The 22631-nt window shown below is 41.8% G+C and carries 22 protein-coding genes and 1 tRNA gene; 21 read left to right on the top strand and 2 right to left on the bottom strand.

Annotated elements, in window-relative coordinates:
- Positions 1-118: 118 nt before the first annotated feature.
- The 8 genes from G541_RS09395 to G541_RS0104595 all read left to right on the top strand — a co-directional run bounded on the left by G541_RS09395 (position 119) and on the right by G541_RS0104595 (position 9103).
- Positions 119-499, top strand: a complete 381-nt coding sequence (locus G541_RS09395) for a hypothetical protein (protein WP_051174561.1) — start codon at positions 119-121, stop codon at positions 497-499.
- A gap of 164 nt (positions 500-663) precedes the next feature.
- Entirely contained in the window at positions 664-1272 is a 609-nt protein-coding gene (locus tag G541_RS0104625; protein ID WP_235806347.1) for a hypothetical protein, read from the top strand.
- 121 nt (positions 1273-1393) lie between these two features.
- Positions 1394-2926 carry a class I SAM-dependent DNA methyltransferase gene (locus tag G541_RS0104620; protein ID WP_027826648.1) on the top strand — a complete coding sequence of 511 codons (1533 nt, stop codon included), beginning with the start codon at positions 1394-1396 and terminating at the stop codon, positions 2924-2926.
- Complete coding sequence (locus G541_RS10540) at positions 2916-3968, top strand: restriction endonuclease subunit S (RefSeq protein WP_169439837.1); 1053 nt, start codon at positions 2916-2918, stop codon at positions 3966-3968. The genes G541_RS0104620 and G541_RS10540 overlap by 11 nt, the downstream gene beginning before the upstream one ends.
- A 51-nt stretch (positions 3969-4019) precedes the next feature.
- Entirely contained in the window at positions 4020-7136 is a 3117-nt protein-coding gene (locus tag G541_RS0104610) for a type I restriction endonuclease subunit R (RefSeq protein ID WP_027826647.1), read from the top strand.
- A gap of 377 nt (positions 7137-7513) precedes the next feature.
- Positions 7514-7586, top strand: a tRNA-Gln gene (locus tag G541_RS0104605).
- Between the two features lie 117 nt (positions 7587-7703).
- Entirely contained in the window at positions 7704-7976 is a 273-nt protein-coding gene (locus G541_RS0104600; protein WP_009553807.1) for a hypothetical protein, read from the top strand.
- Between the two features lie 74 nt (positions 7977-8050).
- Positions 8051-9103, top strand: a complete 1053-nt coding sequence (locus G541_RS0104595) for a serine hydrolase domain-containing protein (protein ID WP_155824492.1) — start codon at positions 8051-8053, stop codon at positions 9101-9103.
- A gap of 66 nt (positions 9104-9169) precedes the next feature.
- Here G541_RS0104595 and G541_RS0104590 read toward each other — a convergent pair whose 3' ends face one another.
- Both G541_RS0104590 and G541_RS0104585 read right to left on the bottom strand, forming a co-directional pair.
- On the bottom strand, positions 9170-9874 hold the full coding sequence (locus tag G541_RS0104590) for a type 1 glutamine amidotransferase (RefSeq protein WP_027826645.1): 705 nt from the start codon (positions 9872-9874) through the stop codon (positions 9170-9172).
- Between the two features lie 2 nt (positions 9875-9876).
- A complete protein-coding gene (locus G541_RS0104585; RefSeq protein ID WP_027826644.1) occupies positions 9877-11226 on the bottom strand; it encodes a Mur ligase family protein in 1350 nt (449 codons plus the stop codon).
- Positions 11227-11404: 178 nt separating this feature from the next.
- Here G541_RS0104585 and G541_RS0104580 point away from each other — a divergent pair, with 178 nt between their 5' ends.
- The 13 genes from G541_RS0104580 (at position 11405) to G541_RS0104520 (ending at position 22448) form a co-directional block, all read left to right on the top strand.
- Complete coding sequence (locus tag G541_RS0104580; protein ID WP_009553798.1) at positions 11405-12007, top strand: thymidine kinase; 603 nt, start codon at positions 11405-11407, stop codon at positions 12005-12007.
- Between the two features lies 1 nt (position 12008).
- Entirely contained in the window at positions 12009-13094 is a 1086-nt protein-coding gene (prfA, locus tag G541_RS0104575; protein ID WP_027826643.1) for a peptide chain release factor 1, read from the top strand.
- Positions 13087-13932: a peptide chain release factor N(5)-glutamine methyltransferase gene (gene prmC / locus G541_RS0104570; RefSeq protein ID WP_027826642.1), complete on the top strand. Its 846-nt coding sequence runs from the start codon at positions 13087-13089 to the stop codon at positions 13930-13932. The genes prfA and prmC overlap by 8 nt, the downstream gene beginning before the upstream one ends.
- A gap of 4 nt (positions 13933-13936) precedes the next feature.
- Positions 13937-14968 (top strand): L-threonylcarbamoyladenylate synthase, encoded by a 1032-nt coding sequence (locus G541_RS0104565; RefSeq protein ID WP_027826641.1) that lies wholly within the window; start codon positions 13937-13939, stop codon positions 14966-14968.
- Between the two features lie 81 nt (positions 14969-15049).
- Complete coding sequence (gene upp, locus G541_RS0104560; RefSeq protein WP_009553790.1) at positions 15050-15685, top strand: uracil phosphoribosyltransferase; 636 nt, start codon at positions 15050-15052, stop codon at positions 15683-15685.
- A gap of 282 nt (positions 15686-15967) precedes the next feature.
- Positions 15968-16681, top strand: a complete 714-nt coding sequence (gene atpB / locus G541_RS0104555; RefSeq protein WP_009553789.1) for a F0F1 ATP synthase subunit A — start codon at positions 15968-15970, stop codon at positions 16679-16681.
- 39 nt (positions 16682-16720) lie between these two features.
- A complete protein-coding gene (atpE, locus tag G541_RS0104550) occupies positions 16721-16948 on the top strand; it encodes a F0F1 ATP synthase subunit C (RefSeq protein ID WP_009553787.1) in 228 nt (75 codons plus the stop codon).
- Between the two features lie 56 nt (positions 16949-17004).
- Positions 17005-17532 carry a F0F1 ATP synthase subunit B gene (gene atpF / locus G541_RS0104545; RefSeq protein WP_009553785.1) on the top strand — a complete coding sequence of 176 codons (528 nt, stop codon included), beginning with the start codon at positions 17005-17007 and terminating at the stop codon, positions 17530-17532.
- On the top strand, positions 17519-18061 hold the full coding sequence (gene atpH / locus G541_RS0104540; RefSeq protein WP_027826640.1) for an ATP synthase F1 subunit delta: 543 nt from the start codon (positions 17519-17521) through the stop codon (positions 18059-18061). Before atpF ends, atpH begins: the two co-directional genes overlap by 14 nt.
- Before the next feature lie 21 nt (positions 18062-18082).
- Positions 18083-19594, top strand: a complete 1512-nt coding sequence (gene atpA, locus G541_RS0104535; RefSeq protein ID WP_009553780.1) for a F0F1 ATP synthase subunit alpha — start codon at positions 18083-18085, stop codon at positions 19592-19594.
- An 18-nt stretch (positions 19595-19612) separates the two neighbouring features.
- On the top strand, positions 19613-20584 hold the full coding sequence (locus G541_RS0104530; protein ID WP_027826639.1) for a F0F1 ATP synthase subunit gamma: 972 nt from the start codon (positions 19613-19615) through the stop codon (positions 20582-20584).
- Between the two features lie 26 nt (positions 20585-20610).
- A complete protein-coding gene (gene atpD / locus G541_RS0104525; protein WP_009553774.1) occupies positions 20611-22011 on the top strand; it encodes a F0F1 ATP synthase subunit beta in 1401 nt (466 codons plus the stop codon).
- Positions 22012-22025: 14 nt separating this feature from the next.
- Positions 22026-22448: a F0F1 ATP synthase subunit epsilon gene (locus tag G541_RS0104520; RefSeq protein WP_009553772.1), complete on the top strand. Its 423-nt coding sequence runs from the start codon at positions 22026-22028 to the stop codon at positions 22446-22448.
- The last annotated feature ends 183 nt before the right edge of the window (positions 22449-22631 follow it).

The following is a 22631-nucleotide window of genomic DNA, read 5'->3' as shown; positions in this document are numbered from 1 at the left end:
TTCTTTTTTTATTATTAAAATATATGATAGTATTTTATTCAATTAACTTTTTCTGTTAGAATATGGGTAGTTATGATTAATTGTAGCTGCTGAGGAAACTATCAAAGGGAGGTAAAACATGCTTAGAAAGACAAAGAACTTTTTAAAGTCACAAAATATAGCATATAGTAAAGAGCACGTTAATCCGTTGATGGTGCCTGAAAAAGTATATGTTCTAAAATTTGGGGAGGATCCCAATGATCTTAACAACCGGTTCATTGTAGAACATACCTACACATGGACGGGCCGGATCAAGATTACCAAGATTACTGTGCGTTTGCACGGGCAAAAGAAACCCCACGAGTTTGCTAATGAAACAGAGTTGTTACGGTACCTGAAGAAGAAGGCTTACCGTTACTCAGAAAAAGCAATGCGCGAACGGGAAGAACGCAAAAAGCTCAAGAAGATGCGACGGATGGAAAAGAAGCGTCTGAAAGAAGCTAAAGCAGCACAAAAATAATTAATATCCAGAGAAAGAGCACGCGGAGATGATCTGCGTGCTTTTTTGTATGCGACGGACGCGGTCAGGCATAGGCGCTACACATTCCCTGTTGGTTAGCATAAAATAATATTATTAAAGAGAGAAAGAAATCTTAGCTATACGGGGAAATATTAAAAAAGGTAATGATGGACGAAAAGATTGAGAAAATACTGGTAGACCAAGATATTTTGCAGTTTTTAAGGGGAGTATACTTTGGCAATTTCGCTGATCCCCTCCTGGCAGCTAGTAGTCGGGCTTACCGCGATATGAATCGAACGATCCGTTTTCACGGGGTAGCTGATGAAGTGCGGTGGAACTTGCGCAATCAGGTAAACCAAGTCCTAAGAGAACAGGTGGCGTGGCTCACACCACAAAATATTAAGAGTGCAAGGGACTTTGATGGTTGGCACCAAGAGGTTTGCAGTCAAATTAAAAGAATTTATGTAGCACAAGGGATCACCTTGACATATGGGCAGGCACAAAAGTGGGTCAATATGACCATCAAGTACCTCTATATGCTGGAGGCCAATGATTTTACCGGTGTTTTCCAATATTTTCATGTTCCATTGGATAACTATATTTTTGATATTGCACAGGATGCCTTGGGCATTGCTCGTCCCAAGCAGGCGTGGAGCAGGTGGGATAACTACCAGGACCAATATCTGCAATATCAGTACCTATTGCGAACCAAACTGGGAAGCCAGGCACCGTTACGGTGGGAGTTTAGAAATTGGCGAACACCAGAGAAGTGACAATTAAGAGGTGTTTTTGGGACAAGAATCCCAGTATAATAGGAATGAATATGGAAATAATGTAGCTTTAAACGTTAAAATATATCTGATTGAAGCTACAAATAGCAGAGGAGTTGTAGTAATGGCAACTAAATCAAAAGAACTTAGTATTGAAGATAAACTTTGGAAAACAGCTGATGCGTTGCGAGGGAGTATGGATGCCTCAGAGTACCGCAATGTTGTTTTGGGACTAATCTTTTTAAAATATGTTTCAGATTCGTTTGAAACCCGTTACGCAGAGTTAATGCAGACTGATTATCCAGAAGATGCCGAAGATCCAGACATGTATTTATCAGAAAATATTTTCTGGGTACCAAGAGAAGCACGGTGGTCTTTGATTCAGCAATCAGCCAAAACCCCACAAATCGGTGAAATTATTGATAATGCAATGGATTCAGTCGAAAAAAATAATGATTCACTCCGTGGAGTTTTGAGTAAAAATTATTCTTCTCCGGATTTAGATAAGACCCGTTTAGGAGAAGTCGTCGATTTGATTTCCGACATTAAACTTGTCAATCAACAAGCAAATCAAGCTGACGTTTTGGGTAGGGTATACGAATACTTCCTAAACCAATTTGCTTCTAGTGAAGGTAAAAAGGGGGGAGAATTCTACACGCCACGTTCGATTGTACGGACACTGGTTGAAATGATTGAACCCTATAAGGGACGGATCTATGATCCTTGTTGCGGTTCTGGTGGGATGTTTGTTCAATCTGATAAGTTCGTTCAGGAACATCAGGGAAGGATTGGTGACTTATCTGTTTATGGTGAAGAATCCAACCCGACGACTTGGAAACTAGCCAAAATGAACCTTGCAATTCGTGGAATTGACAATAATCTGGGACCTCACCAGGGTGATACTTTTGCAAATGATTTGCACAAAGGTGAACGGTTTGACTATATCCTGGCGAACCCACCTTTTAACGTTAAACGCTGGGGTGGCGACAAATTGAAGGAAGATGCCCGTTGGAAGTACGGAGTACCACCAGAAGGGAACGCCAATTATGCCTGGATTGAACATATTATTAGTAAACTTGCGCCGGATGGGAAAGCAGGCTTTGTCCTTGCCAATGGAGCGTTGTCGACTTCGAGTAAGGATGAATATGCAATTCGTAAAGCTATACTTGAAGACGATAAGATTGATGCGATTGTATCCTTGCCTCCCCAAATGTTTTATTCAACCCAAATTCCGGTTTCACTATGGTTCATTGATATGAATAAGGAATCGGCAGGTGAACGGTCACGTAAGGGAGAAACACTCTTTATTGATGCCCGCAACTTGGGTGAAATGGTTGACCGGACCCACCGTGCCTTTAAGACAGAAGATATTAAAAAGATTGCGGACACTTACCATGCTTACCGGAGCACCAACGATCAAGAGTACCAAGACGTTGCTGGTTTCTGTAAAGTTGCGACGTTGGAAGAAATTGCTAAAAATGACTATGTTTTAACACCAGGGCGTTATGTGGGACTTGCAGAGCAGGAAGATGATGGGGAACCATATGAAGTGAAAATGAAACGTTTGACAAGTGAATTAAAGGAACAGTTTGAAGAAAGCAATAAATTACAGGTTCAAATAAAAGATGTGTTGAAGGAGCTTGGGTATGAAATATAAAACAATCCAGTTAAAAGATGTGGCTGATGTAGTAATGGGACAATCACCTAAATCGAACTTCTACAATACAGAGGGAAAGGGGGTGCCTTTTCTACAAGGAGTAAGGACTTTTGGCGAAAACTACCCATCTATAGATACTTATACCACTTCCTTTAATAGAGAAGCACAGAGTGGAGAAATACTATTTAGCGTAAGAGCACCGGTTGGAAGGGTGAATTGGGCAAATCAAAGGATAGCTATAGGTCGAGGGTTAGCTGCGATTAAAGTTAAAGAAGAATATTCAAAAAATTATCTGTACTATTTGTTTAAGAAAATAGGAGAGCATCTGGATTCATTGGCTTCGGGAACTGTATTTACTTCTATAAATAAAAAAGAATTAGGTGAATTAAGGCTCAAGATTCCAGTTGATTTAGCTAACCAGGAAAAAGTGGCTAACTATCTAAAGAAATTAGATAATAAGATTGAAGTAAATACTCAGATAAATGATAATTTAGCAAGCATTAAGACTACATTGTTTAATAATATTTTCGGTTCTCATCTTGAAGAAAAACCTAATGGAACGATTCAAGATATTGCAAAGATAAAGACAGGCAAAAGGCCCAATAAAAAGTATGATAAAAAAAACGCAGATGCTATCTATCCTATAATTGGAGCAAGTAAAATTATGGGATACACAAATAAATTCTTATACAATGGTTCAATAATTACTACGGGACGAGTCGGCACTCACGGAATTGTCCAGCGGTATAGAGAGCCAGTGTGGATTTCTGATAATAGCTTTGTACTTATATCAAAACATGAAGATTATCTTTTTGAACTATTGAGTCATCGCATTAATTATAATGCCCTTAATACTGGATCTACTCAACCTTTGATTACTCAATCTAATCTTAAAAATGTTAGTATATATGTGCCTTCAAATGAAGAGTTTGAATTATTTGAACATTGCACTGCTCCGATAACAAGTCAACAATTTCAACTCAAAATACAAAATAACGTTCTACAAGAGATCAAATCGAAGTTACTATCTAAATATTTCTAAACCGCTAAATTATCATTTATCACACCAAATAAAGAAAGAAGAGTGATTTTTATGTCCAAAGGTTTTTTGTCGGAATCTGATGTTGAAAACTTAGCATTGGATACTCTTGGGCAAATTGGATATCAAGTTTATAAGAGTAATAGTAAAGTTTCACCTAATGTGGAGCTTGATGCTATGCGAAATAATAATCACACAGTAGCAATTTTGCCTGCGGTGGTGAAAAAATCTCTTCGAGAACTTAATCCTGGTTATTCTGATGAGGTTTATCAGGAAGCATTTCGGCAGTTGGTACAGTTAGCCGACAACCCGGACATGATGATCAATAATCACTATTTTCATAAATTGTTGATTGAGGGGATTCGTATAAAAAACACAGTTGGCGGAGAAAACAGAACGGATGTACTCTATCCAATTGATTTCAACCAAGTTGAACGCAACAATTTTATTGCTACTAATCAGTTTACTTTTAAAGATAGACATGTCCGCCGACCGGATACAACCATTTTTGTTAATGGATTACCCGTTGTAACTTTTGAATTCAAAGATGCGGCCAATCCTAACGTAAGCATTAATAATGCTTATCAACAGCTGCAGACGTATAAAGAAGAGATTCCAGAATACTTGAAGTACAATGAGATATTAATAATTTCAGATGGTATTAATTCGCGAGCGGGCTCATTAACCGCTGGATTTGATCGTTTCATGCGGTGGCGGGCTCCAAAAAGTACGCCAATTGATGATGAACTGGAATTGGAAACAATGATTAAATATATGTTGTCACCAAAAGATTTACTTAATTTGATTGAGAACTTCATTATTTTTGAAACTGATGGTGACGACACAATTAAAATCCTAGGTGCTTATCATCAATATTATATGGTTAATAAAGCAGTTCATGCAGCTAAGCAAGCACTCACAAACCCTGATGATAAACGAATTGGGGTTGTTTGGCATACAACTGGTTCAGGGAAGAGTTTATCAATGGTCTTCTTCTCGGGTATTGTAGCAAGGAAGCTTAATAACCCAACGTTAGTAGTACTTAATGACCGTAATGATCTTGATGATCAGTTATTTGGAACATTTGCAGCTGCTCATGAATTTCTGCGGCAAAATCCAGAGCATGCTAAAGATGGTGAGGAGTTACGGCGCTATTTAGATAAGCAGTCTGGCGGTATTGTTTTCTCTACCATTCATAAATTCTCACCAAATTTTGACAAAGGTGAGAAAGAAATGCCTGTATTGAGTAGTCGAAGTGACGTAATTGTCATTGCCGATGAAGCTCATCGTACTCAGTACGGAATGGAAGCGAAATTTACCGACAAAGGTCTTCGGTATGGTTATGCTAAATATTTGCGAGATGCTTTACCTAATGCATCTTATATTGGTTTTACTGGGACACCAATTTCAACGGCTGATAAGTCTACCGTAGCAATGTTTGGTAAATACATTGATATTTATAACATTACGCAAGCGGTAACAGATCAGGCAACAGTTAAGATCTACTATGAAAGTCATGTTTTTCCTTTGAAATTAAAAGAGGATGCTCAGGAGAAGTATCAACGATTGCTCAAAGAAGCTAATTTGGACGATGATCCTGAAATTTCGGAAAATGTGCGTCGTAGTCGGGAATTTTCGCGTCTTGAGGCCTTAGCCGGAGCAAAGTCACGTTTAGAGAGCATTGCAAAGCATTTCATTGAACACTTTGAAGCTCGCCAAAAAGAAACCTTTGGTAAGGCAATGATTGTTGAAATGTCACGGAGAAATGCGGTTCGATTGTACAATGAAATTATTAAACTTCGTCCTGAATGGCACAGTGATGATCTTAATGAGGGGAAGATTAAGATTGTTATGACTTCTTCGGCAGCCGATGGACCAGAGATGGCAAAACACCACACTAGCAAAGCAGATCGACGCATTTTACAAAGGCGAATGAAGGACAATAGCGATGAACTGCAGATAGTTATTGTTGTTAGCATGTGGTTAACTGGATTTGATGTTCCATCAATGAATACGATGTACATTGATAAGCCAATGAAGGGCCATAATTTAATTCAGGCAATAGCTCGTGTCAACCGGGTCTTTAAGGATAAAGATAGTGGTTTAATTGTTGATTATATTGGTATCGCAGAAAACTTAAAGGAAGCTCTTAACATCTATTCTAAAGATGACAGAGGTAAAGTAGGCATCAACATAAAGAAAGCAGTAGCATTATTAAAAGAGAAATACGATATCATCACTCGTGATTTTTTGTATGGGGTAGACTATTCTGGTTTCGATTCAGAAGACAGTATTACAAGAATGAAAATAACACGCCGAGTAGCAAATAAAATTCTTCATGAAGATGAAGAAATGCAAAAAAAGTTTTTGGATGTCGTAACAGAATTGCAGAAGGCTTATGCTTTAACTTCTACTCAACCGGAAGCTCAGGCTTATGGAAAAGAAATTGCTTTCTTTAAAACTGTTAAAGTATTTATCCAAAAATTGAAGAATCCAGATAGTTCTTCCATGCCAGCTGATAATGCTGATGTTAAGTATCGAATGCAACAGCTGTTAGATCAATCAATTATCTCTGAGCCGAATGTTGATATATATAATGAGTTGGGGCTTGAGCGTCAAAGTATCGATTTAATTTCCGATGAATTTTTGCAACAAGTTAGTGATATGCCAGAAAAAGATGTGGCTATTGCTTTATTAGAAAAGTTATTAAAAGGAAAAATAAAGGCGATGACTAAAACTAATAAAGTAACATCACAAAAATTCGAAGAAATGCTTAAACAGTCAATCGATGAGTATAATAAGCGGGGAATCACTAGTGAGTTGATTATTCGTAAACTAATTGAGATGGCTAAAAAAATTAATGCTGAAAAGAAAAAAGGTAAGAAATTAGGGTTGAATCAAGATGAAATTGCCTTTTATGACACTTTAGCCGATCATAAAAAAGCTGTTGAAATCCTAGGCGAGAAAAAACTGCAGCTTATTGCAAAAGAATTAGTAAAATTAGTGAAAAAAGAAGCAGGTGTAGACTGGGAGAAAAGAAGCAATATTCAAGCTAAGATGAGAGTTGCTGTAAAGAAATTATTAAGAAAATATGGATACCCACCAGATATTCAAAAACAAGCTGTAAGCAAAGTGGTGGAGCAAGCGGAAATTATGGCAGCAAATCAGTAAATAAATAATTCCCTCAACCACTCAATTCCTCATCCCATCCGGATGGGGATTTTTTTACAGCTTTCAAACTCATCCGTTCAGAGATTTTATTTTAAAAGCAATCGCAAAGAATTTGGGTATTTTTTTCTAGGGGACACGATAAATAGTAAAATATGTGCAGCCAATTTTTTAAAAAGCTTGATTGGACAAGCTTTCTTACTAGCACATATATTTTTATATATCGTGTGAGGTTAAAAAAAGGCATGGTGGCAAAATTTTGCTTTTGAAAAATTTTTTTATTTTGGGTGTGCCATTACTGCCAAAGGTCACCACAAAAATTCTATAAAAATTGGTTGACAATAAAATACAAAAAGACTATCATGAAATAGTTGAATTTTTGGGTGTTAGCCAAACTGGTAAGGCAGTGGACTCTGAATCCATAATGTACTGGTTCGAATCCAGTACACCCAATAGTTATTAGACACTGGTGCTGATGAGGCGCCAGTGTTTTTTTATTTATGAGAAACTACCCATTTTCTAGTCACTCTGTTATCATAAAAGTATGTTGACTCACAAGGGGGCTTTAGTATGATAAAAGTGGTCTTAGTAATGCACGACCGCCAACATGAAGATTATTACCGGATTAACAAAGCAGAATTTGCTGTTATGCCACAAAAAGGGCAATACATATATAATTCTGACGGTAAAACTTATGAAGTGGAGCAAATCGTCTCTTTTGCGGGATACGAAGCCCACAATGGCGCAGTAGCGATCATTATTGTTCATCCACTTAGTCAAGATGATCCTGCTAGTGGGATCTACGGCCTCAGTGAAGATGACCTATTAGATACGAAAAAATAAATTAACAAGAGCGGGTAACAACTCAACTTCTTAAAAAGGGAAGGACGTGACAACGGGTCCTTCATAGGGGAGAGATGAGCCCGCTTTTTACTTACCAAGGGGTGATGGGTTTGTTCAATCCACAAACAACGCAATACCTACATGATTTTGTCACAGCCGGAGTAGTGCCCGGGATGTCATATGCGATGATTCAGGATGGAAAAATTCAAACAGCAGTCTGGGGGCAGGCCCAGCTCGTACCGCACACGGAACCATTACGGCCGGGCATGCTGTATGATGTTGCCTCATTAACTAAAGTGATTGGCACGACTACGGTCATTTTAGAGCTGATGGTTGCCGGCCAGGTCGACATTGATGTACCAGTGCAAAAGTATTTACCCCGGTTCCGTGACCGCCGGGTTACCCTCCGCCACCTATTAACCCACACGTCCAACTTACAGGGCTATATTCCCCACCGCGACGAACTGACAGCCGACCAACTAATTACCGCTTTGTATGATGAACTAAAAGTTGGGGATGGGTTTGGTCACCGGATGGTCTATGCTGATGTGGGCTTGATTCTGGCTGGCCAGGTGATCGAGCGGATATACCACATGCCAGTCCAGGAAGTGATCACCCAACGGGTACTAACCCCTTTGCAGATGACGCATAGTACGTTCACTCCCAACCCTGACCAATGTGTCCCGACCGAACTGAGCAAGAAGCGGGGCCGCCTGCTCTGGGGAGAAGTGCATGATCCCAAGGCTTACACTCTCAAGGAACATTGTGGGTCAGCGGGGTTGTTTGCTAACCTGGACGACATGATTACCTTTGCCCAATGGGTAATGGACGATAGGGTCCCGCATCCTGTCTTAGCCCCGGCTTTAATCGACAGCCTGTACCAGGACTGGACCCCCAACCACCGGCTGCACCGATCGTTGGGCTGGGATTTGCGCTATACCCCAACGGGGCGGCCCGTTCTCTACCACACCGGGTATACGGGCACCGTGTTACTGGTGGACAAACCTAACCGCTCAGCCCTAATCGTGCTTACCAACCGGGTCCACCCGACGGCAGATAATTATGAATTTATCCGGCGGCGTGAGATCCTTGTCGGTAAGTATTTAAAAGAAGAAACCAGCAACTAAAAAGGCAGTTGCCCAACAATGTAGCTTCACCAACTACGTGTTAGGCAACTGCCTTTCATTTATATATTAATAGGTAGGTTTGATCACCAATGCTTCCTGAGCACTGAGGTCTGCCTGCAGATACTTACGTTTTAACGCAGTCAGCAAGATCCGTTTAGCTAACTCACCATTCCGGGCCAAGATCGGACCATGGAAGTACGAGCAGTAAACGTTCTTGTAGATCGCTCCTTCAGTCCGATCGCTCCCATTGTTCCCATTTCCAGAGATAACCTTACCCAAAGGCCGTTCGCCATGACCGAGGTAAGTTATCCCGTTGTGGTTTTCAAAACCGTGGTATTCTTGCCCAGTTTCTTCATTTTTAATGACAATATCGCCGATAAAACGGTGGTTGTCTTGGGATTCTGTCCGGTGGTCAAGGGCATGGATCCCCTTGATCTTTTCACCGTGGGCCCCAATATAATAGGAACCTAACAACTGGTATCCGCCACAGATCGCCAACATCGGGCCACCGTCTTCAATATAAGTAATCAGGTCATCCTTTTTACTTTGAATATCTTTTGAAACAATCACTTGTTCAAAATCTTGCCCCCCGCCAAAAAAGGCGATGTCATATTTTTTAGGGTCAAAGGGTTGATCAAGGCTGACCACTTCGTCAGTTAGTTTAACCCCCATTTGCTGGGCATAGTACTTCAAAACGAGGATATTCCCGATATCGCCATAGGTGTTCAATAAATCACCATACAGGTGGGCCAAATGTAATTGGTATTGCATTGTTAGTCCATGCCTCCTTTTATATAACCTTCATTGGCTAGTTTTTCCCGCAATTGTAAGACCGCAGTATACGTAGCCAGGACATACACGTGGTCTGTTGGCATGTGCTTGATATATTCTAAGACATCATCGAGGTCAGGCCGTTCGGCAAAGCGGTCTTCACTGACTCCTGCTACCCGGAGGCGGAAGGCGATGTCCTTGTAACGTTCACCACCAGCTAAGACCGCTGGGATCCGGGCAAAGGGGAGGTCTTCGAACCGGCCGTCCCAGATCCAGCTAGTATCAATCCCATCGGCATAGTTAGCATTCAGTAAAACGGCCAATGAGAACGGCTCCTGATCGGTTTTAATCATCTGCAAGACTTGGTCGAGGCCGACAGGATTCTTAACTAGGATTAAGGTTACTTCTTTTTCACCGAGGCGAATGACTTCTTGGCGTCCAAAGACTTTTTCATCCTTATCGCTGAGCATCTGGGCACTAGCTTGTGGTTCAACCCCGAAGAAGGAAGCAACAGAGAACGCGGCTAAAGCATTGTAGATGTTATAGGTTCCGCCAATATGCAAGGTAACTTCTTGGCCGTTGATCACAAATGTTGATGAAGCTGGTGTTTGATCCACGATCTGGGTCATCTGATAAGTCAATTCTGGCCGGGCAAAAGAGCAGTTTGGGCAGTAATATTTCCCTAAGTTGCTGTAACTCCGCTGTTTGTAATGCAAGATGTGTTGGCACTTAGGACACAGTAGTCCGTCGGTATTGGCCGGTGCCATTTGTTCCTGGTCAGGTTGATTATTAAACCCATAATAAATAGTGGGATTAGGTAGTTTCTTACTATTAAAGATCGGGGCATCCCCGTTAGCAATAATAGTCGCTTCAGGTGCCATCTTGATCCCGGCAATGATTTTATCGTACGTCGTATAAATCTCTCCGTAACGATCCATTTGGTCCCGGAAAATATTGGTTAAAACAAATGCTTTAGGGGTGACATACTGGCAAATGATCGGCACGTTGGCTTCATCAGTTTCCAAAACAGCTAATTTCTTGCCGTTAGCTCCCTTTTGGGCCGTTAGGAAAGCCCCAGTAATCCCTTGGATCATGTTGGAACCACTAGGATTAGTCAAAATCTGGGTGTACTTGGCTTTAAGTGCCTTAACCGTCAGGGCGGTGGTCAATGTTTTACCGTTAGTCCCCGTGATAACGACAATGTCGTAATCCTTGGCCAGGGTCCGTAAAACTTTAGGATCAAGCGCTAAAGCAAGCTTGCCTGGAAAGGACGTCCCACCATGACGAAATTTGTGCAGGAACCAATAAGATGATTTTCCTGCTGTGATTGCAATTGAACTTCTTAATGACATAAAACTTATTCTCCTCTGCTTTTCAGCTGCTAAATAAGATCATCATGTATCATATCACAAAATGTGATTACCTACTATCTAGAAGTATGCGCGGGAATTTATCAGAGAATAATGCAATTTATTTAGAAATCAGCTATACTAAAAACCGAGTGTAATTTGAAGAGTGGAGTGGTGAAGAGTGGCACAGCTCTTTTTTCGATATGGTGCAATGAATAGTGGGAAAACAATCGAGATTCTCAAGGTTGCCCATAATTACGAAGAACAGAATAAGCATGTTATCATTATGACGAGTGGTCTGGATAATCGGGAACAAGTAGGGATGGTTGCTAGCCGGATCGGGATGAAGCGGACAGCCCACCCGATTTTTGCGGAAACCAATATTGCCGATTTGGTGGCGCAAATCAACCCCCAAGCGGCATGTGTGCTGATTGACGAAGCCCAGTTCTTATTAAAGCACCATGTCTTGGAATTAGCCCAGATTGTCGATGATATGAACATCCCGGTGATGGCTTTTGGACTGAAGAATGATTTTCAAAATAACTTATTTGAAGGGTCCAAATACCTCTTGCTGTATGCTGACAAAATTGAAGAAATGAAAACGATTTGCTGGTTCTGTGCCAAAAAGGCCATCATGAACTTGCGGGTGCATAACGATCAGCCGGTATATGCGGGCGAGCAGATACTGATCGGGGGAAATGAGTCATACTACCCAGTTTGTCGGCGGCATTACTTCACACCACCAATGACAGATGGAAAAATTAACCTGAGAAAGGAAGAATAAGATGGACGAGTTGTTCGATAGACTACAAGCGCTTGAAGATCGGTATGAAGAACTAGGCGGATTGCTTTCTGATCCGGATGTGATCTCTGATACCAAGCGTTTTACTAAACTCTCGAAGGAAATGGCTGACTTGCGGGAGACAGTAGAAAAATACAATGAATATAAAAAGGTTACTTCATTAGTAGATGAAGATTTAGAGATGTTAGATTCGGGCCTTGACGATGATATGTACGAGATGGTCAAAGAAGAACTGGCTGAGAGCAAGGAAAGAAAAGCCGAACTCGAAAAAGAAATCGAAATCCTCTTGCTACCTAAGGACCCTAACGATGACAAAAACATCATTATGGAAATCCGGGGTGCAGCTGGTGGGGATGAAGCTAGCTTGTTTGCTGCTGATCTTTTCGGGATGTACAGCAAGTATGCTGAACGTCAAGGTTGGAAGGTCGAAGTGCTGGACAAGAACCTGACTGAAGTTGGGGGCTTTAAAGAAATTGCACTATTGATCAACGGTGACAAAGTATGGTCCAAACTGAAGTACGAGAGTGGAGCTCACCGGGTACAACGGGTCCCAGTTACTGAATCTGCTGGCCGAATCCATACTTCAACCGCGACCGTTGTTGTGATGCCGGAAGAAGAAGACGTTGAAATCGAAATTGACCCTAAGGACATCCGGGTTGATGTCTATCGTTCTTCTGGGGCCGGCGGACAGCACATTAACAAAACTTCTTCAGCGGTTCGGATGACGCACTTGCCAACCGGGATTGTCGTAGCAATGCAAGATGAGCGTTCGCAACAACAAAACCGGGCCAAGGCGATGCAAATCTTAAAGGCGCGGGTATATGATTACTACGCATCCAAGGAACAAAAAGAGTACGCTGCCAATCGTAAGTCAGCTGTCGGAACCGGGGATCGTTCGGAACGAATTCGGACATACAATTATCCACAAAACCGCGTGACTGACCACCGCATTGGGTTGAGTTTAAACAAATTAGATCGCATTATGAATGGTGAGCTCGAAGATGTCATTGATGCTTTAGTTCTCTACGAACAAACTAAGGCAATGGAGAAATTAAAGAATAATGGATAAAATGACGTTCTTTAAAGCCCGACAATGGGCTTTTTCTTTTGCAAACACGCATAATAAGGAAACTAGTGGGGTAGAGCTCCTGTTATTGGGGCAGATGCACTGGTCTGCTACGCAACTATTAGTTCATTTCCATGATGTAATGCCCGACCAGGAGTGGCAAACCTTTCAAACCAACGTCCAACGGTATTGTTTGGAGGACTATCCGCCACAATATTTGTTAGGGAAAGCTGATTTCTTTGGTTTGAAGTTGGCGGTGAGCCCAGCCACTTTAATTCCCCGTCTGGAGACAGAGGAATTGGTAGAGTGGATTTTAGCCGAGCATTCTAATAAACCCCATAAAGTGCTCGACTTGGGGACGGGAACCGGGGCGATTGGTTTAGCCCTGAAGCAGAATCGCCCCCAATGGGAGGTCACCCTGGCAGATATTTCATCTGCAGCTTTGACGGTGGCCCGAAAAAATGCTGCGGCATTAGCATTACCAGTCACTTTGATCAACAGTGACTTGTTTGCTGATATTAGAGATGATGACTATGACATCATCGTTTCTAACCCGCCCTATATAAGTCCCGCTGAACGGCCGTTGATGGACCAGAGTGTATTGCAATACGAACCGGCATTGGCTTTATTTGCAGCCGATGATGGTTTGGCAGTCTACAAAAAGATTGCGCACCAAGTTCAGGCCCATCTGCAGCCTGCGGGTATGCTCTATTTGGAGATTGGGTTTAAACAAGGCCCAGCAGTGAAAGCACTGTTTGAGCAAGAAATCCCCACTAGTCAAGTAGTTGTGCGACAAGATATCAGTCAAAATGACCGGATGGTCCGAGTAAAAATGAGGTGAGAGAATGTTGATGACAAAAATTTATCAGCCTGATGAAGTAGACCAGGCTGCTCAGGAACTCCGGCTGGGAGAGTTGATCGCCTTTCCCACGGAAACAGTTTATGGGTTAGGGGCAGATGCCACTAATGAGCAAGCAGTTAAGCGGGTATATTTGGCTAAGGGACGGCCATCGGATAATCCGCTGATTGTGACTATCAGTTCTGTGGCCATGGCTGAACAGTATATAGCAGAAATACCACCTGCTGCCCGTAAGTTAATGGCCAAGTTTTGGCCGGGTTCATTGACAATGGTCTTTAAGATCAAACCAGGATCACTGTCCAAGACTGTGACGGGAGGTTTGAAGACAGCTGCCTTCAGAATGCCCCAAGAGCCGACAACGTTGCGCTTGATTGAAGCAGCTGGTGTACCATTAGTAGGTCCTTCTGCTAATACATCGGGCAAGCCTAGTCCAACAACTGCCCAACACGTATTCAACGACTTAGAAGGGCGGATCGCAGGGATCGTTGATGATGGTCCAACTAAAGTTGGGGTTGAATCAACGATTTTGGACATGAGCGTTCCCGTGCCAACTATTTTGCGGCCGGGGGTAGTGACTGTCGAAGAAATTGAAGCAGCATTGGGAATGGAAGTGGTAGCAGACCGCCACCACGTCGGACAAAAAGAAGTTCCCAAGGCACCGGGGATGAAATATAAGCATTACGCTCCAGCAGGTCAAGTAGTGATCGTGGCTCCTGACCAATGGGAGGCAGCCCTAAAGTGGGCCCAAGCTAAGGCTGAAAAGGTTGGGGTGATGGTTGACCAGAGCCTGCTCGACCAGCAGACTATTCCAGCTAACGTGGAAGTCTTTGACTACGGTTCAGGGATAACCAACGCTACGCACAAATTATTTGCAGGGTTGCGGTATTTTGATGGACAAGCAAAAAAAGTTAACTGGATCTTAGTTGCAGGCTATCCTGAGGAAGGCCTTGGTGCAGCTTATATGAACCGCTTACGCAAGTCAGCAGGAAACGTTTTCTTTTCTGATTTAGAGGACTAGAAAAAAAATATTAAGTCTGCTAGAGTATTATGAGAAGAATTGAGAAAAATTCATTTTTATAAAGAAGGAGCGCATTTCACAATGGGAAAATTTGCAGTTTTAGATCATCCACTGATCCAACATAAATTAACACTTATTCGGGATAAAAAGGTTGGTACCAAGGCTTTTAGAGAAACCGTTAACGAAATCTCTGCTTTGATGGCATATGAAGTTTCACGCGATATGCCTTTGGAAGATGTTGAAGTAGAAACACCAATCACAACAACCACCCAAAAGCAGTTGAGTGGTAAGAAAGTTGCAATTGTGCCAATTTTACGGGCTGGCCTGGGCATGGTTGATGGGATGACTAGTTTAATTCCAGCTGCTAAAGTTGGTTTCATTGGGATGTACCGTGATGAAGAAACTTTGAAGCCACATGAATACTTTGTTAAGTTACCTGGTGATATTGCTGAACGGCAATTATTCGTTGTTGACCCAATGTTAGCCACTGGTGGTTCTGCAATCATGGCAATTGATGCTTTGAAGAAGCGCGGTTGCAGTGGTGAAAACATCAAGTTTGCATGCTTGGTAGCTGCTCCAGAAGGGGTTAAAGCATTACAAGAAGCACACCCAGATGTCGACATCTTCACGGCTGCTTTAGATGATCATTTGAACGAAAATGGTTACATTGTGCCAGGTCTCGGGGATGCTGGTGACCGTTTATTCGGGACAAAGTAACAATTAAAAAAACAAAGAGTGATCGATGAGGAATAATTCATAATGTTCTCATATTGACTAGCGCAATAGATCACAATGTTAAGCGTTTTCCATACTGTCAATTGTATAGTGTGAGAAACGCTTTTTTATTTATGTGAATTTAATAATATGGCTTTATCTTTCTTTTGGTTTGGTGGTATCATTTAATTTGTATCCAAGGAATCCTGGCCCTTGGGTCGCAGCTTATGGTTCAACCATGTTTGTTAGACCGTATCGACAAATTTTGAAAAGAGGTGAGACTTGGTGAATGAAGAAGCTCTAGTTGTGAAGCTTTTTGGCATTCCTTTTAACGTTGGAAATGTTCTTTCCGGATTAATTGCAGCTATTATTGTTTTTGCAGTGGTTTACTGGTTCTCGCGTGATGTGCAACTGAAACCAACGGGCAAACAGAATGCTCTAGAGTACCTGATCGACTTTACGAATGGCATTGTTAAGAACGCTCTTCCTGACAGCGAAGGGCGGCAGTTTCGGCTGTTAGCCTTTACGCTGTTTGTGTTCATTTTCGTGTCCAACCAATTAGGGTTGATGATCGAATTTATCGTTGGTGACATAACTTACATTAAGAGTCCAACTTCATCTGTTGTGACAACTTTGTCATTAGCATTTATGGTGCTGGTACTATCACACGCAATGGGGGTTAAAAGATTTGGTTTCTTCGGTTATCTGAAGAATTCATACATAAATCCTAACCCAATCATGTTACCAATCAATATTCTTGAACAGTTTACTAACTTCTTAACAGTAGCTCTTCGTTTGTACGGTAACATTTTCTCTGGGGAAGTTCTATTGACAACAATTGGAGCATTCGCCAAATCAAAAGGAATAATGACCGTTATTCCAGCCATACCATTAGAAATGATCTGGCAAGGGTTCTCTGTCTTTATTGGGGCAATCCAAGCCTACGTGTTCGTTACATTAATTATGGTTTATGTTTCTCAAAAGGTCGAAAAAGAATAATTTATTACATTTAGGATAATTCTAAGGAGGAATTATATTATGACTACAAGTGTCGTCGCTTTATTAGGTGCAGCAATTATCGCAGCCGTTGCTGCCATCGCAACTGCTATGGGTAACTCCCGTGTTATTTCAAAGACTATGGAAAGTATGGCTCGTCAACCAGAAATCCAAAACAGTTTACGGACTACAATGTTCATCGGTGTTGGTCTTATCGAAGCTGTTCCTATCATTGCTATCGTTATTGCATTCATGCTTTTGAACAAATAATTCCTTTAACGGTCAATATGCATATCAATATTGAAAATTAGAGGAGGTGTCAATTGGTGAATTCAACATTTTTATTAAGTGTAGCTGGCGGTCAAGTTGAATGGGGGGACTTTCTGTTCTACCTATTAACATTCGTTATCCTGGTAGCACTGGTTAAGCACTTTGCGTGGGACTCCATTGCTGGTATGATGGACAAACGTGCCGAAAAGATCGCTGATGACATTGATTCTGCGGCTAAGGACAGGAAAAAAGCTGCTGAGTTAGCTAAAAAACGCGAAGCTGCGCTTAAGGATTCCCGTGCTGAAGCTTCCGAAATCATCAATAATGCTAAGAAATCTGGGGAAGAGCAGAAATCTAACATTATTAATGGTGCTAATGAAGAAGCAACAGCAATGCGTGAACGCGCTGAAAAAGACATCGCTCAACAAAAAGAGGATGCACTTAAAGGCGTTAAAGCTCAGGTAGCCGAGTTATCTGTTGAAATTGCTTCAAAGGTCATTCAAAAAGAACTTGATCCAAGCGGACACAAAGCTTTGGTAGATTCTTATATCGAAGGGTTGGGGAAGCAAAATGAAACTAGATAACAAAATGGTAGCACATCGCTACGGAAAAGCCTTATTTGAAGTTGCTCAGGAACGTAACGAAACCCCAACAGTTCAAGCAGAACTGAGTGAGATCAAAAAGGTAGTCTTGGAAGAACCAGAATTGATGGTTTTCCTGAAGAGTGCACAGATTAGTAGACAGGCTAAGAGAGATGCACTTGCAACTTTAACCAATAACACAACTGAATTAACCCATAATCTGGTAACAATGTTATTTGACTATGGACGAATTACTAACTTAGTTGGTGTTGTTGATGAATTTAACAGATTAATAGATGAGTTCAACAAGACTGTTCGGGCTGAAGTTCGGACAGCTGTCGAATTAGATGAAGATCAGAAGCAAAAGCTCGCATCTTCATTTGCTAATGTTGTTGGTGCTGAAAGGGTTGTTTTTGAAACAGCTGTTGATCCCGAAATTATCGGTGGTGTTGTTATTACAGCCAACAACACTGTCTATGACGGCTCACTGAGAACAAAGCTAAACAGCATCAAACGTCTGTTACTTAAATAAATTTAAAGAGGTGAGACTTTTATGAGCATTAAAGCTGAGGAAATCAGTGCTCTGATTAAACAACAATTAGCAAATTATAAAGATGAGCTCTCAGTTGATGAAGTTGGTACTATCACCTACGTTGGTGACGGTGTTGCTCGTGCAAACGGGTTAGATAATGCTGTTGCAGGCGAATTACTAGAATTCGAAAATGGTACCTTTGGTCTTGCACAAAACTTGGAAACCGATGACGTTGGTATTGTTATTCTTGGTGACTACAAAGGCATTCGTGAAGGTGACAAAGTTAAGCGTACAGGACGGATCATGGAAGTCCCTGTTGGTGAAGGACTCATTGGACGGGTTGTTAACCCATTAGGTCAACCAATCGATGGCATGGGCGAAGTTAAGACTACTTCTACTCGGCCAATCGAACGGAAGGCTCCTGGGGTTATGGCACGGCAATCAGTTTCCCAACCATTACAAACAGGGATCAAGGCGATCGATGCCCTTGTTCCAATCGGACGGGGTCAGCGTGAGTTGATCATTGGGGACCGTAAGACTGGTAAGTCATCCTTGGCGATTGACACGATCATCAACCAAAAAGATCAAAACATGATTTGTATCTACGTTGCGATCGGGCAGAAAGACTCAACTGTGAGATCTCAGGTAGAAACTTTGCGTAAGTTTGGCGCAATGGACTACACAATTGTTGTTTCTGCTGGACCATCTTCACCAGCACCATTATTGTGGATTGCACCATATGCCGGGGCAGCAATGGGTGAAGAATTTATGTTCAATGGTAAAGACGTCTTGATCATTTATGATGATCTTTCCAAGCAAGCTGACGCTTACCGTGAACTTTCATTGATTTTGAGACGGCCTCCAGGACGTGAAGCTTATCCTGGTGACGTCTTCTACCTGCACTCTCGTTTATTGGAACGGGCTGCACGGTTAAACGAAGAATTAGGTGGCGGTTCAATGACTGCCATGCCAGTTATTGAAACTAAGGCCGGGGACGTTTCAGCATACATCCCAACTAACGTAATTTCAATCACTGACGGCCAGATCTTCTTGGATAGTAATCGTTTCTACTCTGGTGTCCGCCCAGCGATCGACGCCGGGACATCTGTTTCCCGTGTTGGTGGGGCTGCCCAAGTTAAAGCGATGAAGAAAGTTTCTGGTTCCTTACGTACTGACTTAGCTTCTTATGCAGAATTGGCAGCGTTTGCCCAATTCGGTTCTGACCTGGATAAGGCCACTAAGGCTAAGTTAGACCGTGGTGAACGGACAGTTGAAGTCTTGAAGCAAGGCTTACACGAAACATTGTCTGTTCCAAAGCAAGTATTGATTCTCTTTGCTTTGCAACAAAAGTTCTTAGATTCTGTTGCAGTTGAAGAAATCGGTCGCTGGGAACATGAACTGTTTGATTACTTCGATGCAAACCACAAGGATATTCTTGATGGAATTGCAGAAACAGGACAGTTACCAGATAAGGATAAGTTTATTGCAGCAATTAAGGAATTTGCTGAAACATTCCAACCTGCAGATAAATAGAAAGGGGGGTGAATACAGATGGCTACTTCTTTGAAAGAAGTTAAAGAAAAAATCAATTCTACTAAAAAGACAGGCCAAATCACCGGTGCAATGCAGATGATTTCCACCGCAAAGTTAGGGCAAATTCAGAGCCATACGGTTAGCTATCAAAAGTATTCCACTAAAATTAAAAGTGTTATCACCCACCTTGCACAAGCACATTTTCTTTCTGCAGTAGCTCAAAAGAATGTAGTGGCAGAAGAGACTGAAGAGCAACCATTCATCGATCCTCAGGGAAAACGCAATTATTTTGGTTTATTAGAACAAAGACCTGTTGAAAATGTCGGTATTATCGTGGTTACATCAGACCGTGGTTTAGTTGGCGGTTACAACAGTAACGTTCTTAAGCAAACAATGGAGCTGATTAACCAGCTTGATTTTTCCAAGGAAAACATTAAGATCATCGCGGTTGGGCGAACAGGTTTGAAATTCTTCAAGAAACAGGGCTACAACGTTATTCATGAATATACTGGGGTTAAGGATATTCCTGATTATAAGGAAACTAAGTCCTTGACACGTAAGGTCATGGTAATGTATGAAAATCAAGAATTTGATCATTTATATGTTTGCTATAACCACTTCGTTAACATGTTAACGTCTGAATACCGCTCCGAATTACTCTTACCGGTAACGGAAGAGAGTTTGGGTGTTAAGCAACCAAATGAATTTGAAGATAATGAAGTTCAAGTCGAAATGGAATACGATATTGAACCTTCTGAAACAGAAATTTTAAATGTTGTTCTTCCTCAGTATGCTGAAGGTTTGGTCTATGGTGCGATTTTAGATGCCAAGACAGCCGAACATGCTTCGAGTGCCACTGCTATGAAATCTGCTACGGATAACGCTCAAGATATTATCTCAACTTTGCAGTTGCAGTATAACCGTGCTCGGCAAGCTGCTATCACAACAGAAATTACTGAAATTACTGGTGCCCAAGCAGCTATTGAATAGAAATAAACTTAGGAGGAATTAATTACATGAGTTCTGGTAAAGTTGTACAAATTATCGGACCTGTTGTCGACGTAGAATTTCCTCTGGATCAACCTCTTCCAAAGATTAACAACGCTTTGAAAGTAAAGCGTTCTGACGGCAGTGAACTTGTTGTTGAAGTTACTGTTGAACTTGGTGATGGTGTTATGCGGACTATCGCCATGGACTCAACTGATGGCTTACAACGTGGTGCAGTTGTAGAAGATACTGGTGCATCAATCAGTGTTCCTGTTGGTAAGGAAACTCTAGGACGGGTGTTCAATGTCTTAGGTGATCCAATCGACAATGGTCCTGAATTTGGCGAAGACGCACGCCGTGATCCAATTCACCGTGCAGCTCCTGCCTATGATGAATTAAGTAATGGTACTGAAATCCTTGAAACAGGGATTAAGGTTATCGACTTGTTGGAACCTTACGTTAAAGGTGGTAAGGTCGGGCTTTTCGGTGGTGCCGGAGTTGGTAAGACTGTTTTGATTCAGGAATTGATTCATAACATCGCCGAAGAACATAACGGGATTTCTGTGTTCACTGGTGTAGGTGAACGGACTCGTGAAGGGAACGACCTTTATTCTGAAATGAAAGAATCAGGTGTTTTATCCAAGACTGCCATGGTATATGGTCAGATGAACGAACCACCTGGAGCCCGGATGCGGGTTGCTTTGACTGGTTTGACAATTGCGGAACACTTCCGTGATGTTGAAGGCCAAGATGTGCTTCTTTTCATCGATAACATCTTCCGGTTTACTCAAGCTGGTTCAGAAGTTTCTGCCCTGTTAGGACGGATTCCTTCTGCCGTAGGTTACCAACCAACGTTAGCTACAGAAATGGGTCAGTTACAAGAACGGATCACTTCAACTAAGAAGGGTTCAGTTACATCAATTCAGGCCGTTTATGTGCCTGCCGATGACTATACCGACCCTGCTCCAGCTACTACTTTCGCCCACTTGGACGCAAGTACAAACTTGGAACGTGCCTTGACACAGATTGGGATTTATCCTGCCGTGGACCCATTGGAATCAACTTCCAGTGCGTTAACACCAGAAATTGTTGGTAAGGAACACTACGAAGTAGCAACCGAAGTCCAACACATCTTGCAACGTTATCGTGAATTGCAAGATATCATCTCAATCTTAGGGATGGATGAATTATCTGACGAAGAAAAATTAGTTGTTGCACGTGCACGGCGGGTACAATTCTTCCTGTCACAAAACTTACACGTTGCGGAACAATTTACTGGTCAACCAGGTTCTTACGTTCCAGTTAAGGAAACGGTCAAGGGCTTCAAGGCTATTCTTGAAGGTAAGTATGATGACATGCCGGAAGAAGCATTCCGGAGTGTTGGTACAATCGAAGAAGCAGTTGAAAAGGCCAAGACATTAACTGATTAGGGAGGGAGCGTCACATGAGTAAAAATGACGAACTGACGGTTAGCGTCGTTACTCCCGCAGGTAGTGTTTATGAAGGCACAACATCGCTTGCTATCTGTTCAACACCAGAAGGTAAGATCGGTATTATGCCTAACCGTTTACCATTATTGACTACCTTAGTAATTGATGAAGTTAAAATTCAACAACCTGATGGTAGTTTTGAAAATATTGCTATTAGTGGGGGATTTTTAGAATTCTCCAACAATGAGCTTTCAATCGTTGCTCCAGCTGCTGAACGGGCAGAAGACATTGATGTCGAACGGGCAATGAGTGCACGGGACCGTGCCCAAAAGCGGATTGCAGAAGCTAAGAGCAATAAGAAGAGTGTAAACGATTTGGAACGTGCCGAAATTGCTTTAAAGCGTGCCATCAATAGATTAAATATCTCCAAAGGCTAAAATTTGGAGAACTTCGCGGAGGAAGCTGACGTAGAGTCAGGCTAATTCCAGGAGCAACAAAACGAGGTTGGAAAAATTTCCAGCCTCGTTTTTTATATGGCAGATTGTAAAATTTAAGTTGAACATTTTAGTGGACAGAAAAACCCATAAAGGTCTTTAATGGTGTCGTTACAACATTCCATT

Source organism: Ligilactobacillus saerimneri DSM 16049 (genome assembly GCF_000423265.1).
Taxonomy (GTDB): Bacteria; Bacillota; Bacilli; order Lactobacillales; family Lactobacillaceae; genus Ligilactobacillus; species Ligilactobacillus saerimneri.
This window is presented reverse-complemented; position numbering and strand designations above follow the sequence as displayed.

What these genes read in the sequence shown, in the direction of transcription:
- G541_RS0104625 (WP_235806347.1), top strand. Translation starts at nt 664, where the DNA reads ATGATGGACGAAAAGATTGAGAAAATACTGGTAGACCAAGATATTTTG.
- atpH (WP_027826640.1), top strand. Translation starts at nt 17,519, where the DNA reads ATGAAACTAGATAACAAAATGGTAGCACATCGCTACGGAAAAGCCTTA.
- prmC (WP_027826642.1), top strand. Translation starts at nt 13,087, where the DNA reads ATGGATAAAATGACGTTCTTTAAAGCCCGACAATGGGCTTTTTCTTTT.
- G541_RS09395 (WP_051174561.1), top strand. Translation starts at nt 119, where the DNA reads ATGCTTAGAAAGACAAAGAACTTTTTAAAGTCACAAAATATAGCATAT.
- G541_RS0104590 (WP_027826645.1), bottom strand. Translation starts at nt 9,874, where the DNA reads ATGCAATACCAATTACATTTGGCCCACCTGTATGGTGATTTATTGAAC.
- G541_RS0104610 (WP_027826647.1), top strand. Translation starts at nt 4,020, where the DNA reads ATGTCCAAAGGTTTTTTGTCGGAATCTGATGTTGAAAACTTAGCATTG.
- G541_RS0104565 (WP_027826641.1), top strand. Translation starts at nt 13,937, where the DNA reads ATGTTGATGACAAAAATTTATCAGCCTGATGAAGTAGACCAGGCTGCT.
- G541_RS0104520 (WP_009553772.1), top strand. Translation starts at nt 22,026, where the DNA reads ATGAGTAAAAATGACGAACTGACGGTTAGCGTCGTTACTCCCGCAGGT.
- prfA (WP_027826643.1), top strand. Translation starts at nt 12,009, where the DNA reads ATGGACGAGTTGTTCGATAGACTACAAGCGCTTGAAGATCGGTATGAA.
- atpE (WP_009553787.1), top strand. Translation starts at nt 16,721, where the DNA reads ATGACTACAAGTGTCGTCGCTTTATTAGGTGCAGCAATTATCGCAGCC.
- G541_RS0104530 (WP_027826639.1), top strand. Translation starts at nt 19,613, where the DNA reads ATGGCTACTTCTTTGAAAGAAGTTAAAGAAAAAATCAATTCTACTAAA.
- G541_RS0104585 (WP_027826644.1), bottom strand. Translation starts at nt 11,226, where the DNA reads ATGTCATTAAGAAGTTCAATTGCAATCACAGCAGGAAAATCATCTTAT.
- G541_RS0104620 (WP_027826648.1), top strand. Translation starts at nt 1,394, where the DNA reads ATGGCAACTAAATCAAAAGAACTTAGTATTGAAGATAAACTTTGGAAA.
- upp (WP_009553790.1), top strand. Translation starts at nt 15,050, where the DNA reads ATGGGAAAATTTGCAGTTTTAGATCATCCACTGATCCAACATAAATTA.
- G541_RS0104595 (WP_155824492.1), top strand. Translation starts at nt 8,051, where the DNA reads ATGAGCCCGCTTTTTACTTACCAAGGGGTGATGGGTTTGTTCAATCCA.
- G541_RS10540 (WP_169439837.1), top strand. Translation starts at nt 2,916, where the DNA reads ATGAAATATAAAACAATCCAGTTAAAAGATGTGGCTGATGTAGTAATG.
- atpA (WP_009553780.1), top strand. Translation starts at nt 18,083, where the DNA reads ATGAGCATTAAAGCTGAGGAAATCAGTGCTCTGATTAAACAACAATTA.
- G541_RS0104600 (WP_009553807.1), top strand. Translation starts at nt 7,704, where the DNA reads ATGATAAAAGTGGTCTTAGTAATGCACGACCGCCAACATGAAGATTAT.
- atpD (WP_009553774.1), top strand. Translation starts at nt 20,611, where the DNA reads ATGAGTTCTGGTAAAGTTGTACAAATTATCGGACCTGTTGTCGACGTA.